This is a genomic window from Sphingobium xenophagum NBRC 107872, from assembly GCF_000367345.1.
Lineage (GTDB): Bacteria > Pseudomonadota > Alphaproteobacteria > Sphingomonadales > Sphingomonadaceae > Sphingobium > Sphingobium xenophagum.
This window is the reverse complement of record NZ_BARE01000045.1, coordinates 18912-36137: the sequence shown is the minus strand read 5'-3', so window position 1 is coordinate 36137 and position 17226 is coordinate 18912. Positions and strand designations below refer to the sequence as shown.

Here is a 17226-nt window from a genome sequence, read left to right as displayed (position 1 = left end):
GCCGATAAACTTCAGGGGTGCCTCGTCTCCAGCCCACCGCCAACCTTTAGGCTCGCGGTGAAGCTGACGAACATCCGCCGCAACAATATCGCCGAGGAGCCGGCCTAGTTCAATCAATAGCGGCTGAGGCGCTAAGGCGAACACCGACAAGTGTCGGACTTCTCGGGACTCTATTCGGTCGCGAACCTTAGTCGCAAACTGGCGCCCAAGATTCTCCCGGTGGAAAGCCCAGTAAGCCGGCTCATGATCCTGGATGGTGCAGCCGAGCATTTCCAAATCGAGGGTTTGTCGTCCGGTCGCAGGGTACCTGTCCGGGAGCATCGCCATGCTCATTTGTTCATACGTGACCGGCGATTGGTGATGGCCGATATTGGCGGCGTAACGCAGGATATGTGATGCCCGATCGCCATCGATATCAGCAGCGATTGCAATTCGACGTTCGTGGTGGGCCTTCATCGCGATGAGCCGAGATTCTGGAAAGTCATCTACCTGGTCGACGTCGATCACCTTGTGGTGAACGCCGCACAAAAGCATCAGATTAGTCGGGTCATTGCACAACGCCGGTGACCGGAGAGGATCGCCACGCGGCCCGCCCGGAATATCCGCCACGATGTGGGCGATGAACCCAAAATTGCGATTCTCTAGACCTGAGATCAGATCACCGGTCAGATCCTTGTTGCAGCCGGGAAACATGCAACGCCCCGCAGCACGCGCCCAAATCGCGTTGCGAACCCGAGAGGAGACGCCCTTTGCGCGAGCCATCATTCGCGCCTTCCGAAGGGCCGCCGGCGGACGCCAACCTCGGGATGCTCACCTCCACCTTTCCAGTCGTCAGAGACGAGCCACTCCTCAAAGTAGAATAGCCACAGAGCGATCCAAGGCACGATCGTTTCGTCGAGCCGCATCCAGCCTTGCCATTCGAACGCTCGGGGAAAGTAGAGACAGAGGCGGGTCGGTTTCTGGGAATAAACATGCGGGATTGAACGGCCGTCAGCTAGAAGGACTAGGTCCGGATCTTCGACAAATACGCGAGGTACCAACCCTTGGTGATATTCGAGCCTCACCCGATAGTTCCGACTGAGCGGTGTCGGCCGCATCGAAAAATGCCAGATCAGGCCGCCGGCGTGCAGCAAGCCCTCACCTGCACACGTGGCATTATGCCGCAGATGCACGAACTGCTGGGCGGCAGTGAGCAGACGAGGCGTGTTCGGAATCACCGCGGAGGTGCGCCAAAGAATGTATTGGCGCGAACCGGCACGGATGTGGCTGCCACGCTGAGGCCGGCGGCAGGCGCAAGGCCGAGCAAGCCACTGCGCCGGGCCGTCGCCACCTCTTCATTGATCCGCCCAAACACACGATCGACCGGGGCGGCACCGAACGCGTCGCGAAGTCCTTTGTTGAGCCTGTCCATTCCCTCGACTTCGTTCAGGGCATCAAGATCAGCCATCAGTCGTTGATGCCAAGAGAAGAAGGCTTCCGCTCGTTCGGGGTGCTTATTCCATTTCTCTGCGAAATTCTCTCCGGCCGTCGTGTCGTTCCAGATGAACCACTGGCGCCGTCCGTCAACACTACGCTCTTCGATGAAGGCAGGCATGTAGCGGACGACTTCACAGGCGAGATCGAGTTCCGATTCATACACTTTCGCGGCGACGCAATACTCATAGGACCAAGCCGCCAGAGTAGTGATGATAACCGAGATTGGTGCCAAGCACGGATCCAGGTCGACAAAGTGGATGTCCCGGTGCCGCTTGCCTATCTGCACCATCCGGCGAAGCACGCCCTTGAAGCCTGTAGCGACTGGATAGGGCTCGACATTCTTGTCTGCCCGTTTGGCGTCGAACTGGAGAGACTTGTTCAACCGGAACTGGGGCTTGAGCGCGGCACGGCGCTCAAACTCGCGCTTGTAGCCTTTCGGGTTCGAAGTCTTCCAGCGGCGAAGCGCCCTGTCCGGGACCAATTCGCCGCCATTCGAGCACTGCGCGTTTGGTATCGCGGGCGTGATATCCATATGGAATTCATTGGCATAGACCAGGCGCCAGCAGCGCGGCATTTCCTCCAGCAACGGAGCGTAATTGCCATTCTCACGCAGACGGTCGCCTATCGCCCTTTTTAGAACAGCTGGTTCGACTGCCTCATAGGATGGACGATGGGCGACCAGATCGACGTCGTGCTCGTTATGCCCGATCGGCTTGACGGTCGTCCCGAGCGCGGTCGAGCCCTGAAGATAGATGTAGAGATCCCGCAGCATCAACACGCCGCTGGAAGCAAGCCATCGGCCGACAGCTTCATAGCGCTGCTGCGCAAGTTCGCGCTGGGAAGGACTGATCTCAAGCCCTCCCATCATTTCGTCGAGGATGGTTACAATTCGCGCCTTGCGGTCGAACCCAGCATGATCAAGCAACATTGATAATCTCCAAAGGCGGATGCCTGCTCGAGATGGCCCCGTAGCGATATCCGAGTCGGCGGTTCAGCCGCGCGGGGGATTCGGATCGTTACCGTGGCTGTCGCTGCTAGCGATGCGGCCGTCCCGATTATGGATGCGCAGTTCCGTGCCTTGGTTGCGGCTTATCTCACGGCCGCGGTCAACTGCCTGCGTCTTGGTGTCGAAGTGGCCGCTTGCGCGCTCCCCACCGCCGCGTTTTACATCCCAGCCACCAGCTGGGTTCGGTACCACATGGTGGGACTTCGGTCCTTTGGTCATTTTGACCTCCTGAATAATGGCGATACGGTTTATATCGCTACTCCGAACAAACTGAATGTTTGCTGTTTGCTTGTCAAGGCGCTAAAGTGCGCCTAGTCCGAACATAACCCGGCCCGGAGAAAAATGGCATCCGCGAACCCCCTAGGCGACCGCATTCGCAATCTACGCAAAGAGAAGGGTCTGACTCTTGATCAGCTCGCAGAGCAAAGCGGGTCGAGCAAAAGCTACATTTGGGAGCTGGAGAACAAAAGCCCACCTCGACCTTCCGCCGAGAAGCTGGCGAAGATCGCTGATAAGCTCGGTACAACCATAGAATTCCTGCTTCAGGGGGAAACTTCTCAAGAAAATGCGGCCGACGCCCATTTCTACCGCAGCTATCAGAAGATGGATGAGCCGACCAAAGCTAAGATCCGACAGATGGTCCAGCTGTGGGGTGATGACGAGTGACTTATCCGCCGTCCGCTAATCGTTGGGCGGCGGACCTCACGCTGATGCTCGATCAGGTCTATGCGGATGGCGTAGGGCGGTTTCCGGTCGATGTGCCGATAATTGCTCGCGATTTCAGCGCACACCGGTTTGCCGGCGATGCTATTACCCTGGTTAAAGGCGCCAGCCTCGGCAGATTTGACGGGGCCCTCTACCGGGCCCCTACGGGGAAATCGGGTTGGGGCATCATTTACAACGACGCGATCGCTTCAAAAGGCCGGATCAATTTCACGCTCGCTCACGAGTTCGGTCACTATCTGTTGCACCGCCTCGTGCATCCCGACGGCATAGAGTGCGGCCAGCAGGACATGGTACGATGGGACTCCGCATATCGCGAGATCGAGCAGCAGGCGAATTGCTTCGCTGCGGGCCTGCTAATGCCGCTGAACGATTTCCGCACCCAAATTCCAGCAAAGGCGCGGCCTACACTGGACGATCTCGCTGCCTGCGGCGAACGCTATGGGGTGTCGCTCATTGCGGCAACGTTGCGCTGGATCGAATTTGCAGAACGCCGTTCGGTACTCGTTGTTTCGCGTGACGGGTTCATTCTCTGGGCGCGCTCCAGTAAAAGCGCGCTCAAGACAGGCGCTTTTTATAGAACGGTGAATCGGGCACCTGTTGAGGTTCCGACTTCCTCGCTCGCCGCGACCGCAGGCTTTGGCGGAGGGAGACTGGTCGCCGAACATGATGAGGCTTGGTTCGGCGAACCCTCAACTGAAGTCGCGCTTGTCTCAGACCACTATGATTTCACAATCTCACTCATCCATCTCGGCGATACGGTCTGGCGTCCTTGGGAGGATGCAGATGAGGAGCCCGATGCTTTTGATTTGATGCAGCGTGGCTAGGGTGGTTCGCGCACCGAGAATTCCAGAAGGCGCGACCCGCCGAATTGGCGAAATCTGGGGCCAACATGGCATCCCCGTTCTCCTTCGACCGCACAAGGAGCCCCCCCTATTTGTGCGTCTCCCATATGCTGTCGACAATCGCGCCTGGCTTCAGGCGTGCGGCAGAATCAATCCTAAGAGCGTCCGCAGCCCAAAAACCGGCAAGATCCATTGGGAAGTTCCTATGGCCTGGTTCGGACCGCTCATTCGCCGCTGCGTTACGCGATATGGTCGAGTGTATGTTGTTCAGCCACTTAATCGGACAGAGATTTGCGCGGAATCTTGTTGGAACGCCAAACGCGATCTTTGCGAATGCTCTTGCCTCGGTACCAATCACGGCGGCGGTAAGCCTGCGGGAAATTGGAAAGAAATCAGCGAAGCCTTTGCCATTCAGTGGTCCGGGGGCGAACTCGCCTGTCGCTTGATCGTGCGCCCCTCAATGTAGGCAACAATTGCCCGCGCTCGCGACTTGCCCGATCGTGACCACCAAGTCACCTGTGGACGAACGGCGATTGTCGATGGCACGGTCCGACCCTCCGGAGCGACAGCTATGTTGGCGAAACCTTCCGCAAAAGCACTGGCACACCGTTTATTGACCACACGGGGTTTTCGCCCCCCCAACAGCGTAGGGTAGCTGAATTCCGAGGCAGAGCTTTGCCTGGAGCAGGCGAACCGCCCGGGTTTGAGAGAGAGTGTCCGGGCGTCATCCGCCCTTCCTGCTCTCCCGGAGATCCCACCAATGGCCCATATTCTTACGGACGCAGCGCTTGGCGCTGCGTCGCTCGCATCGCATTGTTCATTTGACGCGCAGGCTCGTGCGCTACTGACCGCAGCTACCTCACTTCTTCCCCTGCTCGAAATCGGGCGACCCGTTGAATCCGCCTGTTTGCGCGATGCGATGACGGCAGCCATTGGCGGCACCGACGCTGAAGGCGCATGGGATTGGAAGAGCGCCTACGATGCCTGTGAGGTTGCACAAATCCTTTTCCTGCGCCGTTTTGGCCCGGCGATCTTGGCGCGTTGTGCCTCACGATCTCGCGCCCTCGATCTGATTGATCGGGTATCGATGCTCTTGCCGACCCACACCCGGCGCTCTGAAACCAGCCAGGCCTTGCAACAATATTCGACGCCTGCGGGTCTATCATTCGTGGCCGTTGTCGCTGCTTCGATTGGCGCAGGTGAAACTGTGCTCGAACCTTCTGCTGGCACAGGCATGTTGGCGATTCAGGCCGAACTGGCTGGTGCGCAGCTCGTGCTGAATGAACTCGCTGAAGGCCGGGCAGCGCTGCTGTCGCACTTGTTTTCAGGCGTGGCCGTTAGCGGACATGACGCCGCCTCGATTGATGATCGCTTGCCCATTTCGGCACGCCCGAGCGTTATCCTCATGAACCCGCCATTTTCGGCTGTCGCGCATGTTGAGCGGACGATGAAGGACGCCGCGCTTCGCCACATTGCTTCCGCCTTGGCCCGGCTCGGGCATGGAGGTCGGCTGGTAGTCATTACCGGCGCTGGCTGTTCTCCGGATGCTCCAGCATGGCGCGATGCTTTCATCCGGTTGCAGGAGACCGGACGTGTGGTCTTCACCGCCGCCATCGACGGCAAGGTCTATCGCAAGCACGGCACGACGATCGACACACGATTGACGGTGATCGACAAACTGCCCGCGTCCGATCCCACGACTTTCGTTCCAAGTTCAGGGACCGCTCCTGATACAGCGACCTTGCTCAAATGGGTCGAAGCGCAGGTGCCGCCGCGCGGACCGATTGCCCCATTGCCCGGTGCAGGACTGCATTGCGCTTCACCGTCGTCGGCCGTGAGCCGCGCGGTTGCTCGAACTGCCCCGATCAATCCCATGGTCGATGCCGATGCGCCGGAACTCACCTATTCGACTGCTGACTGGGCTCCGCCCGAGGGGCAACTCGGTGACAGCATCTACGAACGATATGGACTTCAATCGGTCGCCATTCCCGGCGCATTGCCGCACCCGACGCCGCTGGTTCAATCGGCGTCGATGGCCTCGGTGGCACCGCCCAAACCAACCTATCGCCCGCACTTGCCCGAGCACCTGTTGGGTGACGGCGTGTTGTCCGACGCGCAACTGGAATCCGTAATCTACGCTGGCGAGGCCCATTCCGGGCACCTGGCAGGGGCATGGACTGTTGACGAAACATGGGATCTGGTCTCGGCGGCGGCTGAGGATAACGATGCTGCCGTCCGCTTTCGCCGGGGCTGGTTTCTGGGTGACGGCACGGGCGCAGGCAAAGGCCGTCAGGTCGCAGGCATCATCCTCGACAACTGGCTAAAAGGCCGCCGTCGTTCGCTCTGGGTTTCGGTATCGGACCGCCTGCTTGAGGATGCTCAGCGCGACTGGTCGGCTTTGGGGCAGGAACGGCTGCTGGTGACGCCCTTGTCACGCTACCGGCAGGGTTCCCCCATCAAGCTGGCGGAAGGCATTTTGTTCACGACCTATGCGACCCTGCGTTCGCAGGAGCGGGGCGGCAAGACGAGCCGGGTCCAGCAGATCGTCGAATGGCTTGGCCATGACTTTGATGGTGTCATCATCTTTGACGAGGCGCACGCCATGGCCAATGCCGCAGGCGGAAAGGGCGCGCGCGGCGATGTCTCAGCCTCGCAGCAGGGCCGGGCGGGCCTGCGGATACAACATGCCCTGCCCAATGCCCGCATCGTCTATGTCTCGGCCACCGGTGCCACGACGGTGCAGAACCTCGCCTACGCCCAGCGGCTCGGCCTGTGGGGCGGCGAAGACTTCCCTTTCGCCTCACGCGCCGACTTCGTGGCCGCGATTGAGGATGGCGGCGTCGCAGCCATGGAGGTGCTGGCCCGCGATCTGAAGGCGCTTGGCCTTTATGCCGCCCGTTCCTTGTCATTCGACGGCGTCGAATATGACCTGCTCGAGCACCAACTGACCCCTGAGCAGGTGCGGATTTACGATTCCTATGCCGGGGCATTTCAGGTCATTCACGCCCATCTCGATGCGGCGCTCGAAGCATCGGGCGTTACGAGTGCATCCCATGGGACCTTGAACGCACAGGCCCGATCGGCAGCGCGATCAGCGTTCGAGAGCGCCAAGCAGCGTTTCTTCAATCACCTGATCACCGCAATGCAGACGCCAAGTACCATTCAGGCGATGCAGCGCGATCTTGAGGCCGGTCACGCCTGTGTCGTGCAGATCGTATCGACGGGCGAAGCGTTGCAGGAACGCCGTCTTGCCGAAATCCCGACCGACGAATGGGATGACGTTTCCGTGGACATCACGCCGCGTGAATATGTGCTCGACTATCTCGCGCACAGTTTTCCTGTGCAGCTCTATGAGCCTTTCACCGACAGCGAGGGCAATCTCGCGTCGCGGCCCGCATTCGACGCGGATGGCAACCCCATCCTCAATCGCGAAGCCTGCCGTGCCCGTGATGCGATGCTCGAGCGGCTTGCCGCTTTGCCGCCTGTGCCCGGCGCGCTTGACCAGATTGTCCAGCATTTCGGGAGTGATGCGGTTGCCGAGGTGACCGGACGTTCCCGTCGCATTGTGCCCCGCGCCAGGAGCGATGGTTCGGTGCGCTTCGCCGTCGAAAACCGGCCCGCTTCAGCCAATATTGCTGAAACCCATGCGTTCATGGATGACAAGAAGCACATCCTCGTCTTCTCCGAGGCTGGCGGCACGGGGCGATCCTATCATGCCGACCTTGGCGTGAAGAACCAGCGCCGCCGCGTCCACTACCTGCTCGAAGCAGGCTGGAAAGCCGACACCGCCATCCAGGGCTTTGGCCGCACCAACCGCACCAATCAGAAGCAGCCACCGCTGTTCCGCCCGGTATCGACCGACGTGAAGGCGCAGAAGCGCTTCATCTCGACGATCGCCCGAAGGCTCGACAGTCTCGGAGCGATCACGCGCGGCCAGCGGCAAACCGGCGGCCAGAACATGTTCAGCGCCAGCGATAATCTGGAATCCTACTATGCCCGCGATGCCCTGCGCCAGCTTTACCAATTGCTGGTGCGCGGCAAGATCGATGGCTGTTCGCTCGGGCAATTCGAAACAGCCACCGGCCTGTCGCTGCTAGACAGTGACGGCGGGCTCAAGGACGAGCTTCCGCCCATCACGACCTTCCTCAACCGGATGCTGGCGCTTACCATTTCCATGCAGAATATCCTGTTCGAGGCCTTCGAGGGCCTTCTGACGGCCCGGGTCGAAGGCGCAATCGCTTGCGGGACCTATGAAATGGGCCTCGAAACCCTGCGTGCCGAAAGCTTCTCGGTCTCCGACCGCAAGACCATCTACACCCATCCCGGCACCGGAGCTGTGACCCACCTCCTGACCATCGAACGCAAAGACCGGATCGAGCCAGTTGTGCTCGAGAGGGCGCTGGCCATGGCAGTGGATCGCGATGCCGAACTCGTGATCAACACCCGCTCCGGGCGCGCGGCAGTCAAATTGCGCGCGCGCAGTCTGATCGACGATGATGGGGGCATTCACCCGCGCATCCGCCTCGTCCGGCCTTTGGAGGCGACCAATATCCTCGCCGAGGTGTTCGCGACCAGCCATTGGGAGCCGGTGGACCGTGCGCGGTTTAGCGAAGTCTGGCAGGCCGAACTTGCCGACTTGCCCGATTTCGAAACCTCGACCCTGCACATGGTTTCAGGCCTGCTGCTGCCGATCTGGCGGCGGCTCCCCAATGAATCGACCCGCGTCTACCGCCTGCAAACCGATGCTGGCGAGCGCGTCATCGGCCGCAAGGTGTCGCCCGCTTGGGTCGCCACGGTGATTGAGCACGACACGGCGTCCGTCGCGCCTGCCGATGCTTGGGCGATGCTGTGTGCCGGAGATGCCAAATTGCATCTGGCCGAAGATCAGACGGTCTCCCGCGTCCGCGCCATGAATGACTGGCGGATTGAACTTACTGGCTTCAATGATCTTGGCATCGAGCGATTGAAGGCAATGGGCTTGATCTCCGAGATCGTCTCGTGGAAACTCAAGCTCTACATACCGACAGGGGCTGTCGGGGTGGATGTGCTCGCCAAGCTGCTGGACCGGTTTCCGATCCAACGGATCGCGACACGCAAAGCCGCCTGAAGGAGCCCCGCGTGGATAGTCCCGCCACTGAAATCGCCCGCCGCCTTGCCGCCTCAGCTGAGGCGGTCTGCCGTCGTTACCTGTCCAATGGTCGCCGTGAAGGCCGCTACTGGCTAGTTGGCGATGTTCACAATTCGCCAGGTCGCAGTCTCTACGTCCGATTGTCTGCGACAACCGAGAGCCGGGGAGGCGCAGGCAAATGGACAGACGCGCAAAGCGGCGACCATGGCGATCTTCTCGACATCATCGCCGCAAGCTGTGCCCACCAGACCATGCGCGAAACGCTCGACGAAGCCCGCCAATTCCTGAGTCTGCCGCCGCCTGCTGAGGCCAAACCCCGAAACCCGACCATACGCAAAGCGCCGACCGGCACACCAGAAGCGGCCCGGCGCCTATGGGCCGCCTCAAAGCCGATCACGAACAGCATCGCAGCGCGTTATCTTGGTCGCCGGTCGATCATCGATCTTTCCGGCATTGATCAACTGCGTTTCCATCCGCGCTGTTACTATCGGCCTGCTGAAGATGATGTCCCTGGTGTGCGGGAGGCATGGCCCGCAATGATCGCTGCAGTCACCGACAATGAGGGCACTATCACGGGGGTTCACCGCACTTGGCTTGATCCACAATCCTACGACAAAGCCGCTGTCGCATATCCACGACGCGCCATGGGTCACTTGCTCGGCTCGGGCGTCCGGTTCGGCAAAGCGGACGGTGTCATGGTAGCCGGTGAAGGCCTCGAAACCCTGCTGTCGCTGCGACAGGTGCTGCCATCCATGGCGATGATCGCAGGGCTATCGGCCGCCCACCTCGCTGCCATCCAGTTCCCTGCTGCGCTGCGCTGCCTCTATGTCGCGCGCGATGATGATCCAGCCGGGGCAACGGCATTGTCGACCTTGACCGAGCGATGCGAACCGTTGGGCATTGCGGTCATACCGCTTGAACCCCGGCTCGACGATTTCAACAGCGACCTTACAGCCTATGGCCACGAGCGGTTGGCAGCGGCCATTCGGGTGCAGCTCAGCGTCGCCGATGCCGTGCGGTTTCTCAAAGAGTGAGCGAAGCTGGCCGGTAAGCGGGGGATTTTCCAGGGAAGTGGGCCGCATGGCCACCTCTCCCGGTCCTTGAAGGTCGCCACGCCCTCGGCCTTCGGGAGGGGGCGACTACGGCAGCGAACACGGGCACCGCAATGGCTGCGCTGCGGCTATTTTCCGCCGGGGCTGCGCCCCTTTGCATCGCGAAACAAAATAGCCTTGCTTCGCCATCCTCCGCTGGCGCTCCGGCCGCGCGTTCCGCGCGGTGCAGACCCGTGCCCTCCGCCGCTGGTCGTCGCCACGAAGGCCGCGAGAGGCGCGGCTCAGGACACGGAGACCATCATGGCAAGCGCCCCAGATCTTCCCCTTGAAGACACCACCCCCGAACTCGGCCCAACCGCCTATCTCCTTCAGGAAATGCAGCTTTACGGCTATCGGCCCTTCGAGGACGAACCTGATGGCAGGCCGCTACCAGATGCCCGCCTTGCCGGTGGCGCGGTCGCCGACATGTTCGACGGGCTTGTCTCAGCTTTGATCGACACCCGCATTGAACCCGATCTCGAAGACCTGCTCTGGAACGTCGTCAACATCTTCCACCGCGCCGGCGAGCGGGTCGAACGCGATCTCGACGACAATGAACAGGCGCAAAAACGCCTTCAGCGCGAACAGGATGGCAGCGAAGTACGCTCGGTCGAACTTGAGCGCCAAATTGCCGAAGGCATCTCGCTCATCGAACGCCGCGACACGATGGAATTCTTCCGTGAAGCTGCCGCCGATCAATTCCGCATTCACGCACGCAAGGCCTGGACGCCCCGCACCGGATCCCGCGTCAACCGCAAGGCCATGACCTCAGCCATCATCGACAGCCGCGACTTCCTCGACAAACGCGCAAGAGAGAATGCCCGCGTGCTGCTGCCCGAAGGAACCCGTATTGCCTTCACCGGTGGTCCCGACTGTAACGATCACTCGGCGATCTGGGATGTCCTCGACCGGGTTCATGGGCGTCATGCCGACATGGTCCTGTTGCATGGAGCAACGCCCACCGGTGCCGAACGCGCCGCCGCTTGCTGGGCCGATACGCGCCGTGTGCCGCAAGTCGCCTTCCGTCCCGACTGGAACCGGCACAAGAAGGCCGCGCCGTTCAAGCGCAACGACCGGATGCTCGAAGCATTGCCGGTGGGCCTGGTCGTCTTTCCAGGCACTGGCATTCAGGACAACTTGGCTGACAAAGCCCGCAAGATGGGGATTCCGCTCTGGGACTTCCGCGAGAAGCGGTGAGACCGTTAGCTTCGTCCAGTCTCACTTAGAATGGCCGGTTTAAGTTTCAGAAAGTGAGGTGGCTCCCCTCACATGTGCGAAGTGCAATGTCGGCATACGCCGAACCCTGCCATTCGGAAGTTTGACGCTAGCTGGGCAGCAACGGGCCCGTCCCAATAGTTCGATTTAGACTGAAATCATCCGCAGTTCGCTTTTCATCTTCGTTAAAATTGGCGAGTCGTTTGTGAACCCATCGCGTGTATGGGTGAGGTCACAGAAAGACGGCTATGACGAAAGTAACCGATGGATTTTAGACGAATCATTGATGAAGTGGCACGTCGTAAGGTCACTGGCTTCACCGGCACGATCGACGAGGACGGGGAATACTATTCTAAGATCTATGCCGGCAGCGCCAGCATGGGTGAAAGCATCGCGTCGGATTATCATGGCCGGTTCCTGATCGAGCTCATCCAGAATGCGAATGACGTGCATCCCGACGACCGATCCGACGGCGCGATCGAGGTCGTCTTGGATCTAGCGGAGGGGGCATTTGGTGTTCTCTACGTGGCAAACGGCGGCACGCCCTTCCGACCCAAGAACGTCGACGCGCTTTGCGATATGGGCCTTTCCAGTAAGCCGCCAGGCGAGTCCATTGGCAACAAGGGACTGGGGTTTCGCAGCGTGCACCACGTTACGGATGTTCCGCACGTCTACTCCCGCGCATCCGACGCTAAGGCTGACCACTTCGACGGCTTCTGCTTCCGCTTCGCAGGAAGCGACGATCTGGACCGTCTATTCGCTAATCCTCGACATCGAGAGCTGGCAAAAAGCGACCTGCCGCTCTTCCATATCCCTGTCTGGGTGAGCGAACAGCCCGAGGCTGTTACCCACTTCGCGAGGCAAGGTTACTCGAGCGTGATCGCACTGCCGCTGAGATCGACGGACGCCGTGGCAGACGTCCGGCGCGAGTTTGCCTCCGTTCGCGAAAGCGGCGTGCCACTCCTGCTGTTCCTGTCTCGACTCGCAAGTTTGACCGTCAAGGTTCTGGGGCCTGACGGCACAGTCGAGGACAAGATCATTCTCGAACGGACGGAAGACCCTGTCGAAATCGGCGGCCAATTGCTATCGGTCGCCGACTTGGGAAGCGCGGGTAAGTACCTGATCGCCAGAAGAACGGTTCCAGAGACCGAGATGCTCAGCGCCATTCAGGATGGCATCGAGACCAAGCAACTCCACAAGCATTGGGAAAAATGGGAGGGCGATGGCGAAGTCGCCCTGGCTGTCCGCCTTGATGCGATGGTCCCTCAAACCCGCCTCTACACCTACCTGCCAATGGGAACGCAGGCTGTTTCGCCGTTCAATGGCTTCCTCCACGGTACATTTTTTCCTAACTCGAGCAGAACCGCGGTGGACGCGTCCATAAGGTTGAACGCCCTGCTCGCCGAGACAGCGGCAGCCCTTGCTGCGGCGACCATAGCGACGCTTGTCTCCCCTGCTGCGGATGGAGCATCGCCAAGCTTGGACCACGCGTGCCGTGCTAACGCGGTTGTTGACCTGCTAGCATGGGAGCCGGTTGACAGTTTGGCAACCGACGCACCGCTCGAAGACATCATCGTCGAACAATTGATTTTTATCCTAGGGGTCGAATGTCTCGGCGATGCTCCGATCGTGCCGGCGCTTTTGCAGGATGCTCAGCTTCTCGGTTGGTCGTCTGCCACGAGGACTCGCCACTGGACTGAAGAGGGAGAGTTCTTCGGTGCCGACGCTGCGGCTCGAAACGCGCCAAGCACAGGTGTATCGCCCATCTGGCCGGGATTGGGCCCGCGCATCGTCCGGCTTGGGAAGTTCCTGGCACGAGCAATAATCGGGTATGTCGATAGGCCCAGAGACCAAGAGCGGGTCGCCCTTGTCGTCGCAATTGCAAGGGAGATTGCGAGCGGCAAGCAATCCACCATGTCGCGTTGGTCCGGTTTCTATCGCCAACTTCCAAAATTTCTGGATCGAGCGGGCATTGGCTTAGCCGGAGCGCTCGTCCTGCTCGATGCCGACGGGAAGTTGCGAAAGGCGATGACGCCTGCTGGCGAGGTTGAGGGCAAGGCGGTCCGCCGCAAGCGTGGCACGGTCGTGGTGTCGGTGTTCTTCCCGCCGGCGCGGCGCGGAGGAGCCCAAGACGAAGATGACCTTGTCCTGCCCGCGAGCCTTGCCGACAACTTCGCCTTCCTGTCGCACGGCCTCGATTGGTACGGCGACCTCTCCGAAGCCCGCGAATACCTAGAGAAACACAAACTTGCCTTGGAGTTCGACCGCGACGTTATCCTTGCGCAGCTCTCTCGGATCGTCCGTGCGGATGGCAGGAATGCCACACGGGCGGCTGGCCTTCGGTTGGCATTCCAAATTTGGCGCGGGCCCCGCACCAAAGGCCGTGCTTTCAAGTTGCAGGCGCAGCATCGGTTCATGGTGCCGACGGTGGGTGGCGAATTCGTCGATGCCCGGGAAGCCGTGTTCTCGCGTAGTTGGCCGGACGAGACACTTGGACCGCTCATCCATCGGTTCATCGGGAGCGCACCCACCGGCTCGGCCGACATTGACGCACTCGCAGCGCGTCGATTGGGGGATCGAAACCACTATTGCTTCAAAGGATCGAGCGGCGAACTGTGGACAGAGTTCCTCGCCGAGCTTGGGGTCCAGAAAGGCCTCCATCCCATCCGCAAGACCCCACCGGCAAGCATTCCCGCTCGTCGACTGAAGGACTTTTCGTTCTGCGAAGATCTTGGCATTCCCGAAACAGCTGCCCAGGCATGGCGCGCCGATATCACCGAGCATGTCCCCGATGCGTTCAAGTTGAAGTCCTCTACCGGCGGCTATATCCTGCGAGGCGAAATCCTTTGGCTTCCCGGACAGGGCGATGTCGAGCGGTTCACGCGCGATTGCCTGGAGCATTTCGCCCAGCTGATCATCGCATGGCTCGAGGCTCCGCCTGCGAAGGGCTGGGCCATCGACGTCCATCACCATCATTTCATACACGACGACGCCCGCGACTGGCCTACCCCGATCCGATCGTTCCTGCGCTCATCGGCATGGATACCCGCTGATCAGCCTTCGACGGAAGGCACGCAGCATGTGACCGTCCGGGCTCGCGATATATGGCGGACCGAGGACGGGGAGCGCTTTCCGCCGTTTTTGAGGCGCCCCACCATCCCGGTGATGCGTGCGCTCGAACGCGTCACGAAGGGGCAAGCTGGTGAGCTTCTAAAGCGGACTGGGATGAGTCAGCTTTTCGCTCCGGACACCCTGGTCCAGCAAGCTGCATTCCTCGCCACCCAGTTTGGCAGCGTTGGCTTTGATCGCTACTTCGAGCGACACTTCTTGAACCTTTATCATCGCGGCTGGCACCGACTCGCCACCCGTCACACTGCGGGAAAGTTAGACACGGCGACAGCCAAGGCCCCAAGCCTGATCGTCGTGAAGGAGGGCAACGGTTTCCGCACCGCTGACCTGACCCCGGCGGGTTCGCCAGCGGTCTACGTGCGGGATACACGCGACGACACGGTCGTAAGCCTTGCGGAAGCCGCTGGGGTGAGTCTGTTCGATGCGGGTTCGGGTGATGCGGAAGCGATCGGTCGCCTCATGGCGGCACTCTACGGCGACCGCGTCCGCCTACTTTCCGGCGTCGGCTACGAGCTGATCGCCGACGGCCAAGCGCTTGGTGAGGGCGAAACCGTGCCCGTACTCTCTCTATGCCCACGCTTGCGCCTGTTTGTCGCGGTGGCACTGGAGGCATTGAAGGGTGCGGACTACCAGCGGCTTCCAGCAGATCGACAAGGTATCCTTGCCAAGCTCGAACGCTTGCTGATCCAACGCGCTGGCATGATCCGGTTTAAGTTCGATGGGGTCGACATCGAGGGAGACGTCGAGCACCGCCGAGCCTTCACGGTTAAGCTGGAAGACGAGCGCACGGTCGTCGTCACGCGCGTTTCCGGTGCCTTCGACTGGCAGTCTGTCGACGACTTGCTCCCTTCGATATGTGAGGCCATCGAGCAGCAATCGCTCGAGCCCAATCTGCGCCTGCTCCTGTCGGATATCCGATATTCCGGGGCGGCAGTGGACCAAGAACCGGACCTAGAGGGGGAGATTGAGCCGCTGGCGGATCGGCTTCGCCTGGGTGCGCAGGCCCGATCTGTTGTCCGCGACACCCTAGGCGCGAGCATCGAACGGCAATCACCTTGGCTCAAGGCGGTGCTGCATGCTGCTGGCGGGCAAGCGGCGATCGACGCCTTCGAGGAGGACGAGGCCGCCATCGTGCAGGATGTCGGCCGCCTTCGTTCATTTCTCTCGCTGTGGCTGGCACCGGCGCAAATGGACGTCGAGCGTGTCCTTGACGCGTGTAGGACTTCACTTACGATATCGGAACTTCGCGAAGCACTAGGAATGGACTTCGCAGTTCTGAACCACGCGCTCGTCGCAGTCGGAGAGGCACCTGACACATATCCGGAAGTCCATGCCGGCCAGCTCGTCCATTTCATCCGGGACAACGACCGAGCGATTCTGGACTGTCTACGCATCACGCACGCGGGTGCGTTGGCGCGCTTTGAGCCGGCCCCCGGCTACTCGGCGGCGCGCGACGCGCTGTATGAACTCAAAACCGATCCTGCCTGGCTCATGCAATTTCGCGATGTGCCGGAGCTGATTCTAGCCGCACATGTGGATGCCTGGCTGTTGTCACATCGTGCGCCAGCTCTTGCCGAGGGTGGCGCCGGGCTCGAGCCACTCGATGAAGTCCGGGATTCAAACGCGGCAATGACCCGCAAGCTCGTGGCAACGGCCACACCCCTCGTGCGCGCTTGGTGCGTCAAAAACAGCGCGACGGTTCCAGCCCCGTGGATCGATGGCGATGGCGGCTATTCCTCGATACGCACCGTTTTGGACAAGGGCGGTGCATTCGAGTTTCAGACCCTATCTGAGACCTCCGTTATACGCTGGCTCGCGATCCTGGGGGCTTGGCCGGCAGGGATGCCGGAGAGCCTCAACCGCGATGTCCTCGGAATCGGTGACAAGGACCTGGACGCCGAACATGCAAGGGTCCGCGCCGAGGCGGATGCCAGAAAGCGCGAGGCCCGGTCGGTTTCCTTCAATGGCCGCAAGATTGACCCCGAGGAAGCGGATTGGCCGTCGGTTTGCGACGAACTGTCAGCAACATTGTCTTCGAAGCTGCTTAGCATGGCGATCGGTAGCGCCGCGAAATTGAAGCCCTCGCGAGCTAGGGACAAACCCAGATCACGCGAGGAGGACCGCAAGCAGAAGCCGCCGCCGCCACCTTCGCGAGCGCCATCCCAGAAGACCGACATGATCGGGCGGCTAGGAGAGATGGCCGTCTATCATTGGCTACGCCGCCGGCTGCCGGACCAAGACATCGATGCTGCTTGGGTGTCTGGAAATGCCCGACCGATCACGAACCGCGAGGGAAGTGATAGCTTGGGCTACGACTTCGAGATCGGATTCCGCGGGCAGCGCTGGCAGATAGAGGTAAAGGCGAGCCTTTCCGATCCCTGCGCATTCATCCTCGGCGAAACGGAAGTCAGGGCTGGCAGGGCCGCTGCTCGCCCTCGAAGCGGGACGCAATATTGGATCGCCTATGTCAGCAATATCGGAACTCCGTCCCAGGCGAGGGTGGAGATGTTGCCAAATCCGATGAGCGAGGAAGGCGAGGCCGTCCTCAACCTACTTGGCGAAGGACTTCGCTATGGCTTCGTCCGGGTGCCCTGAAAGTGTGTCCGCCGCGAC

The 17226-nt window shown here is 60.8% G+C and carries 10 protein-coding genes; 6 read left to right on the top strand and 4 right to left on the bottom strand.

Annotation, left to right across the window (positions count from 1 at the left end):
* The 4 genes from SX1_RS17470 to SX1_RS23880 form a co-directional block, all read right to left on the bottom strand.
* A partial coding sequence (locus SX1_RS17470) for an SAVED domain-containing protein (protein ID WP_043145945.1) occupies positions 1-765 on the bottom strand: 765 nt, incomplete at its 3' end.
* Positions 762-1217, bottom strand: coding sequence for a type II CBASS E2 protein (locus SX1_RS22895; RefSeq protein ID WP_019054039.1), 456 nt, complete (start codon positions 1215-1217; stop codon positions 762-764). The genes SX1_RS17470 and SX1_RS22895, both read right to left, overlap by 4 nt.
* Positions 1214-2404 carry a nucleotidyltransferase domain-containing protein gene (locus tag SX1_RS17460; RefSeq protein WP_019054038.1) on the bottom strand — a complete coding sequence of 397 codons (1191 nt, stop codon included), beginning with the start codon at positions 2402-2404 and terminating at the stop codon, positions 1214-1216. The genes SX1_RS22895 and SX1_RS17460 overlap by 4 nt, the downstream gene beginning before the upstream one ends.
* Positions 2405-2467: 63 nt before the next feature.
* Positions 2468-2701, bottom strand: coding sequence for a DUF2188 domain-containing protein (locus SX1_RS23880; RefSeq protein WP_081609979.1), 234 nt, complete (start codon positions 2699-2701; stop codon positions 2468-2470).
* Between the two features lie 123 nt (positions 2702-2824).
* On the opposite strand from SX1_RS23880, the gene SX1_RS17450 reads away from it, so the two are divergent.
* The 6 genes from SX1_RS17450 (at position 2825) to SX1_RS17425 (ending at position 17208) form a co-directional block, all read left to right on the top strand.
* Positions 2825-3148, top strand: coding sequence for a helix-turn-helix domain-containing protein (locus tag SX1_RS17450; RefSeq protein WP_019054036.1), 324 nt, complete (start codon positions 2825-2827; stop codon positions 3146-3148).
* On the top strand, positions 3145-4032 hold the full coding sequence (locus SX1_RS17445; protein WP_019054035.1) for an ImmA/IrrE family metallo-endopeptidase: 888 nt from the start codon (positions 3145-3147) through the stop codon (positions 4030-4032). Before SX1_RS17450 ends, SX1_RS17445 begins: the two co-directional genes overlap by 4 nt.
* A gap of 778 nt (positions 4033-4810) precedes the next feature.
* Positions 4811-9157 (top strand): strawberry notch-like NTP hydrolase domain-containing protein, encoded by a 4347-nt coding sequence (locus tag SX1_RS17440; protein ID WP_019054034.1) that lies wholly within the window; start codon positions 4811-4813, stop codon positions 9155-9157.
* A gap of 11 nt (positions 9158-9168) precedes the next feature.
* Positions 9169-10212 (top strand): DUF7146 domain-containing protein, encoded by a 1044-nt coding sequence (locus SX1_RS17435; RefSeq protein ID WP_026149876.1) that lies wholly within the window; start codon positions 9169-9171, stop codon positions 10210-10212.
* 318 nt (positions 10213-10530) lie between these two features.
* Positions 10531-11466 (top strand): DUF2493 domain-containing protein, encoded by a 936-nt coding sequence (locus SX1_RS17430; RefSeq protein ID WP_026149875.1) that lies wholly within the window; start codon positions 10531-10533, stop codon positions 11464-11466.
* A gap of 282 nt (positions 11467-11748) precedes the next feature.
* A complete protein-coding gene (locus SX1_RS17425) occupies positions 11749-17208 on the top strand; it encodes a sacsin N-terminal ATP-binding-like domain-containing protein (RefSeq protein WP_026149874.1) in 5460 nt (1819 codons plus the stop codon).
* Positions 17209-17226: the final 18 nt, after the last annotated feature.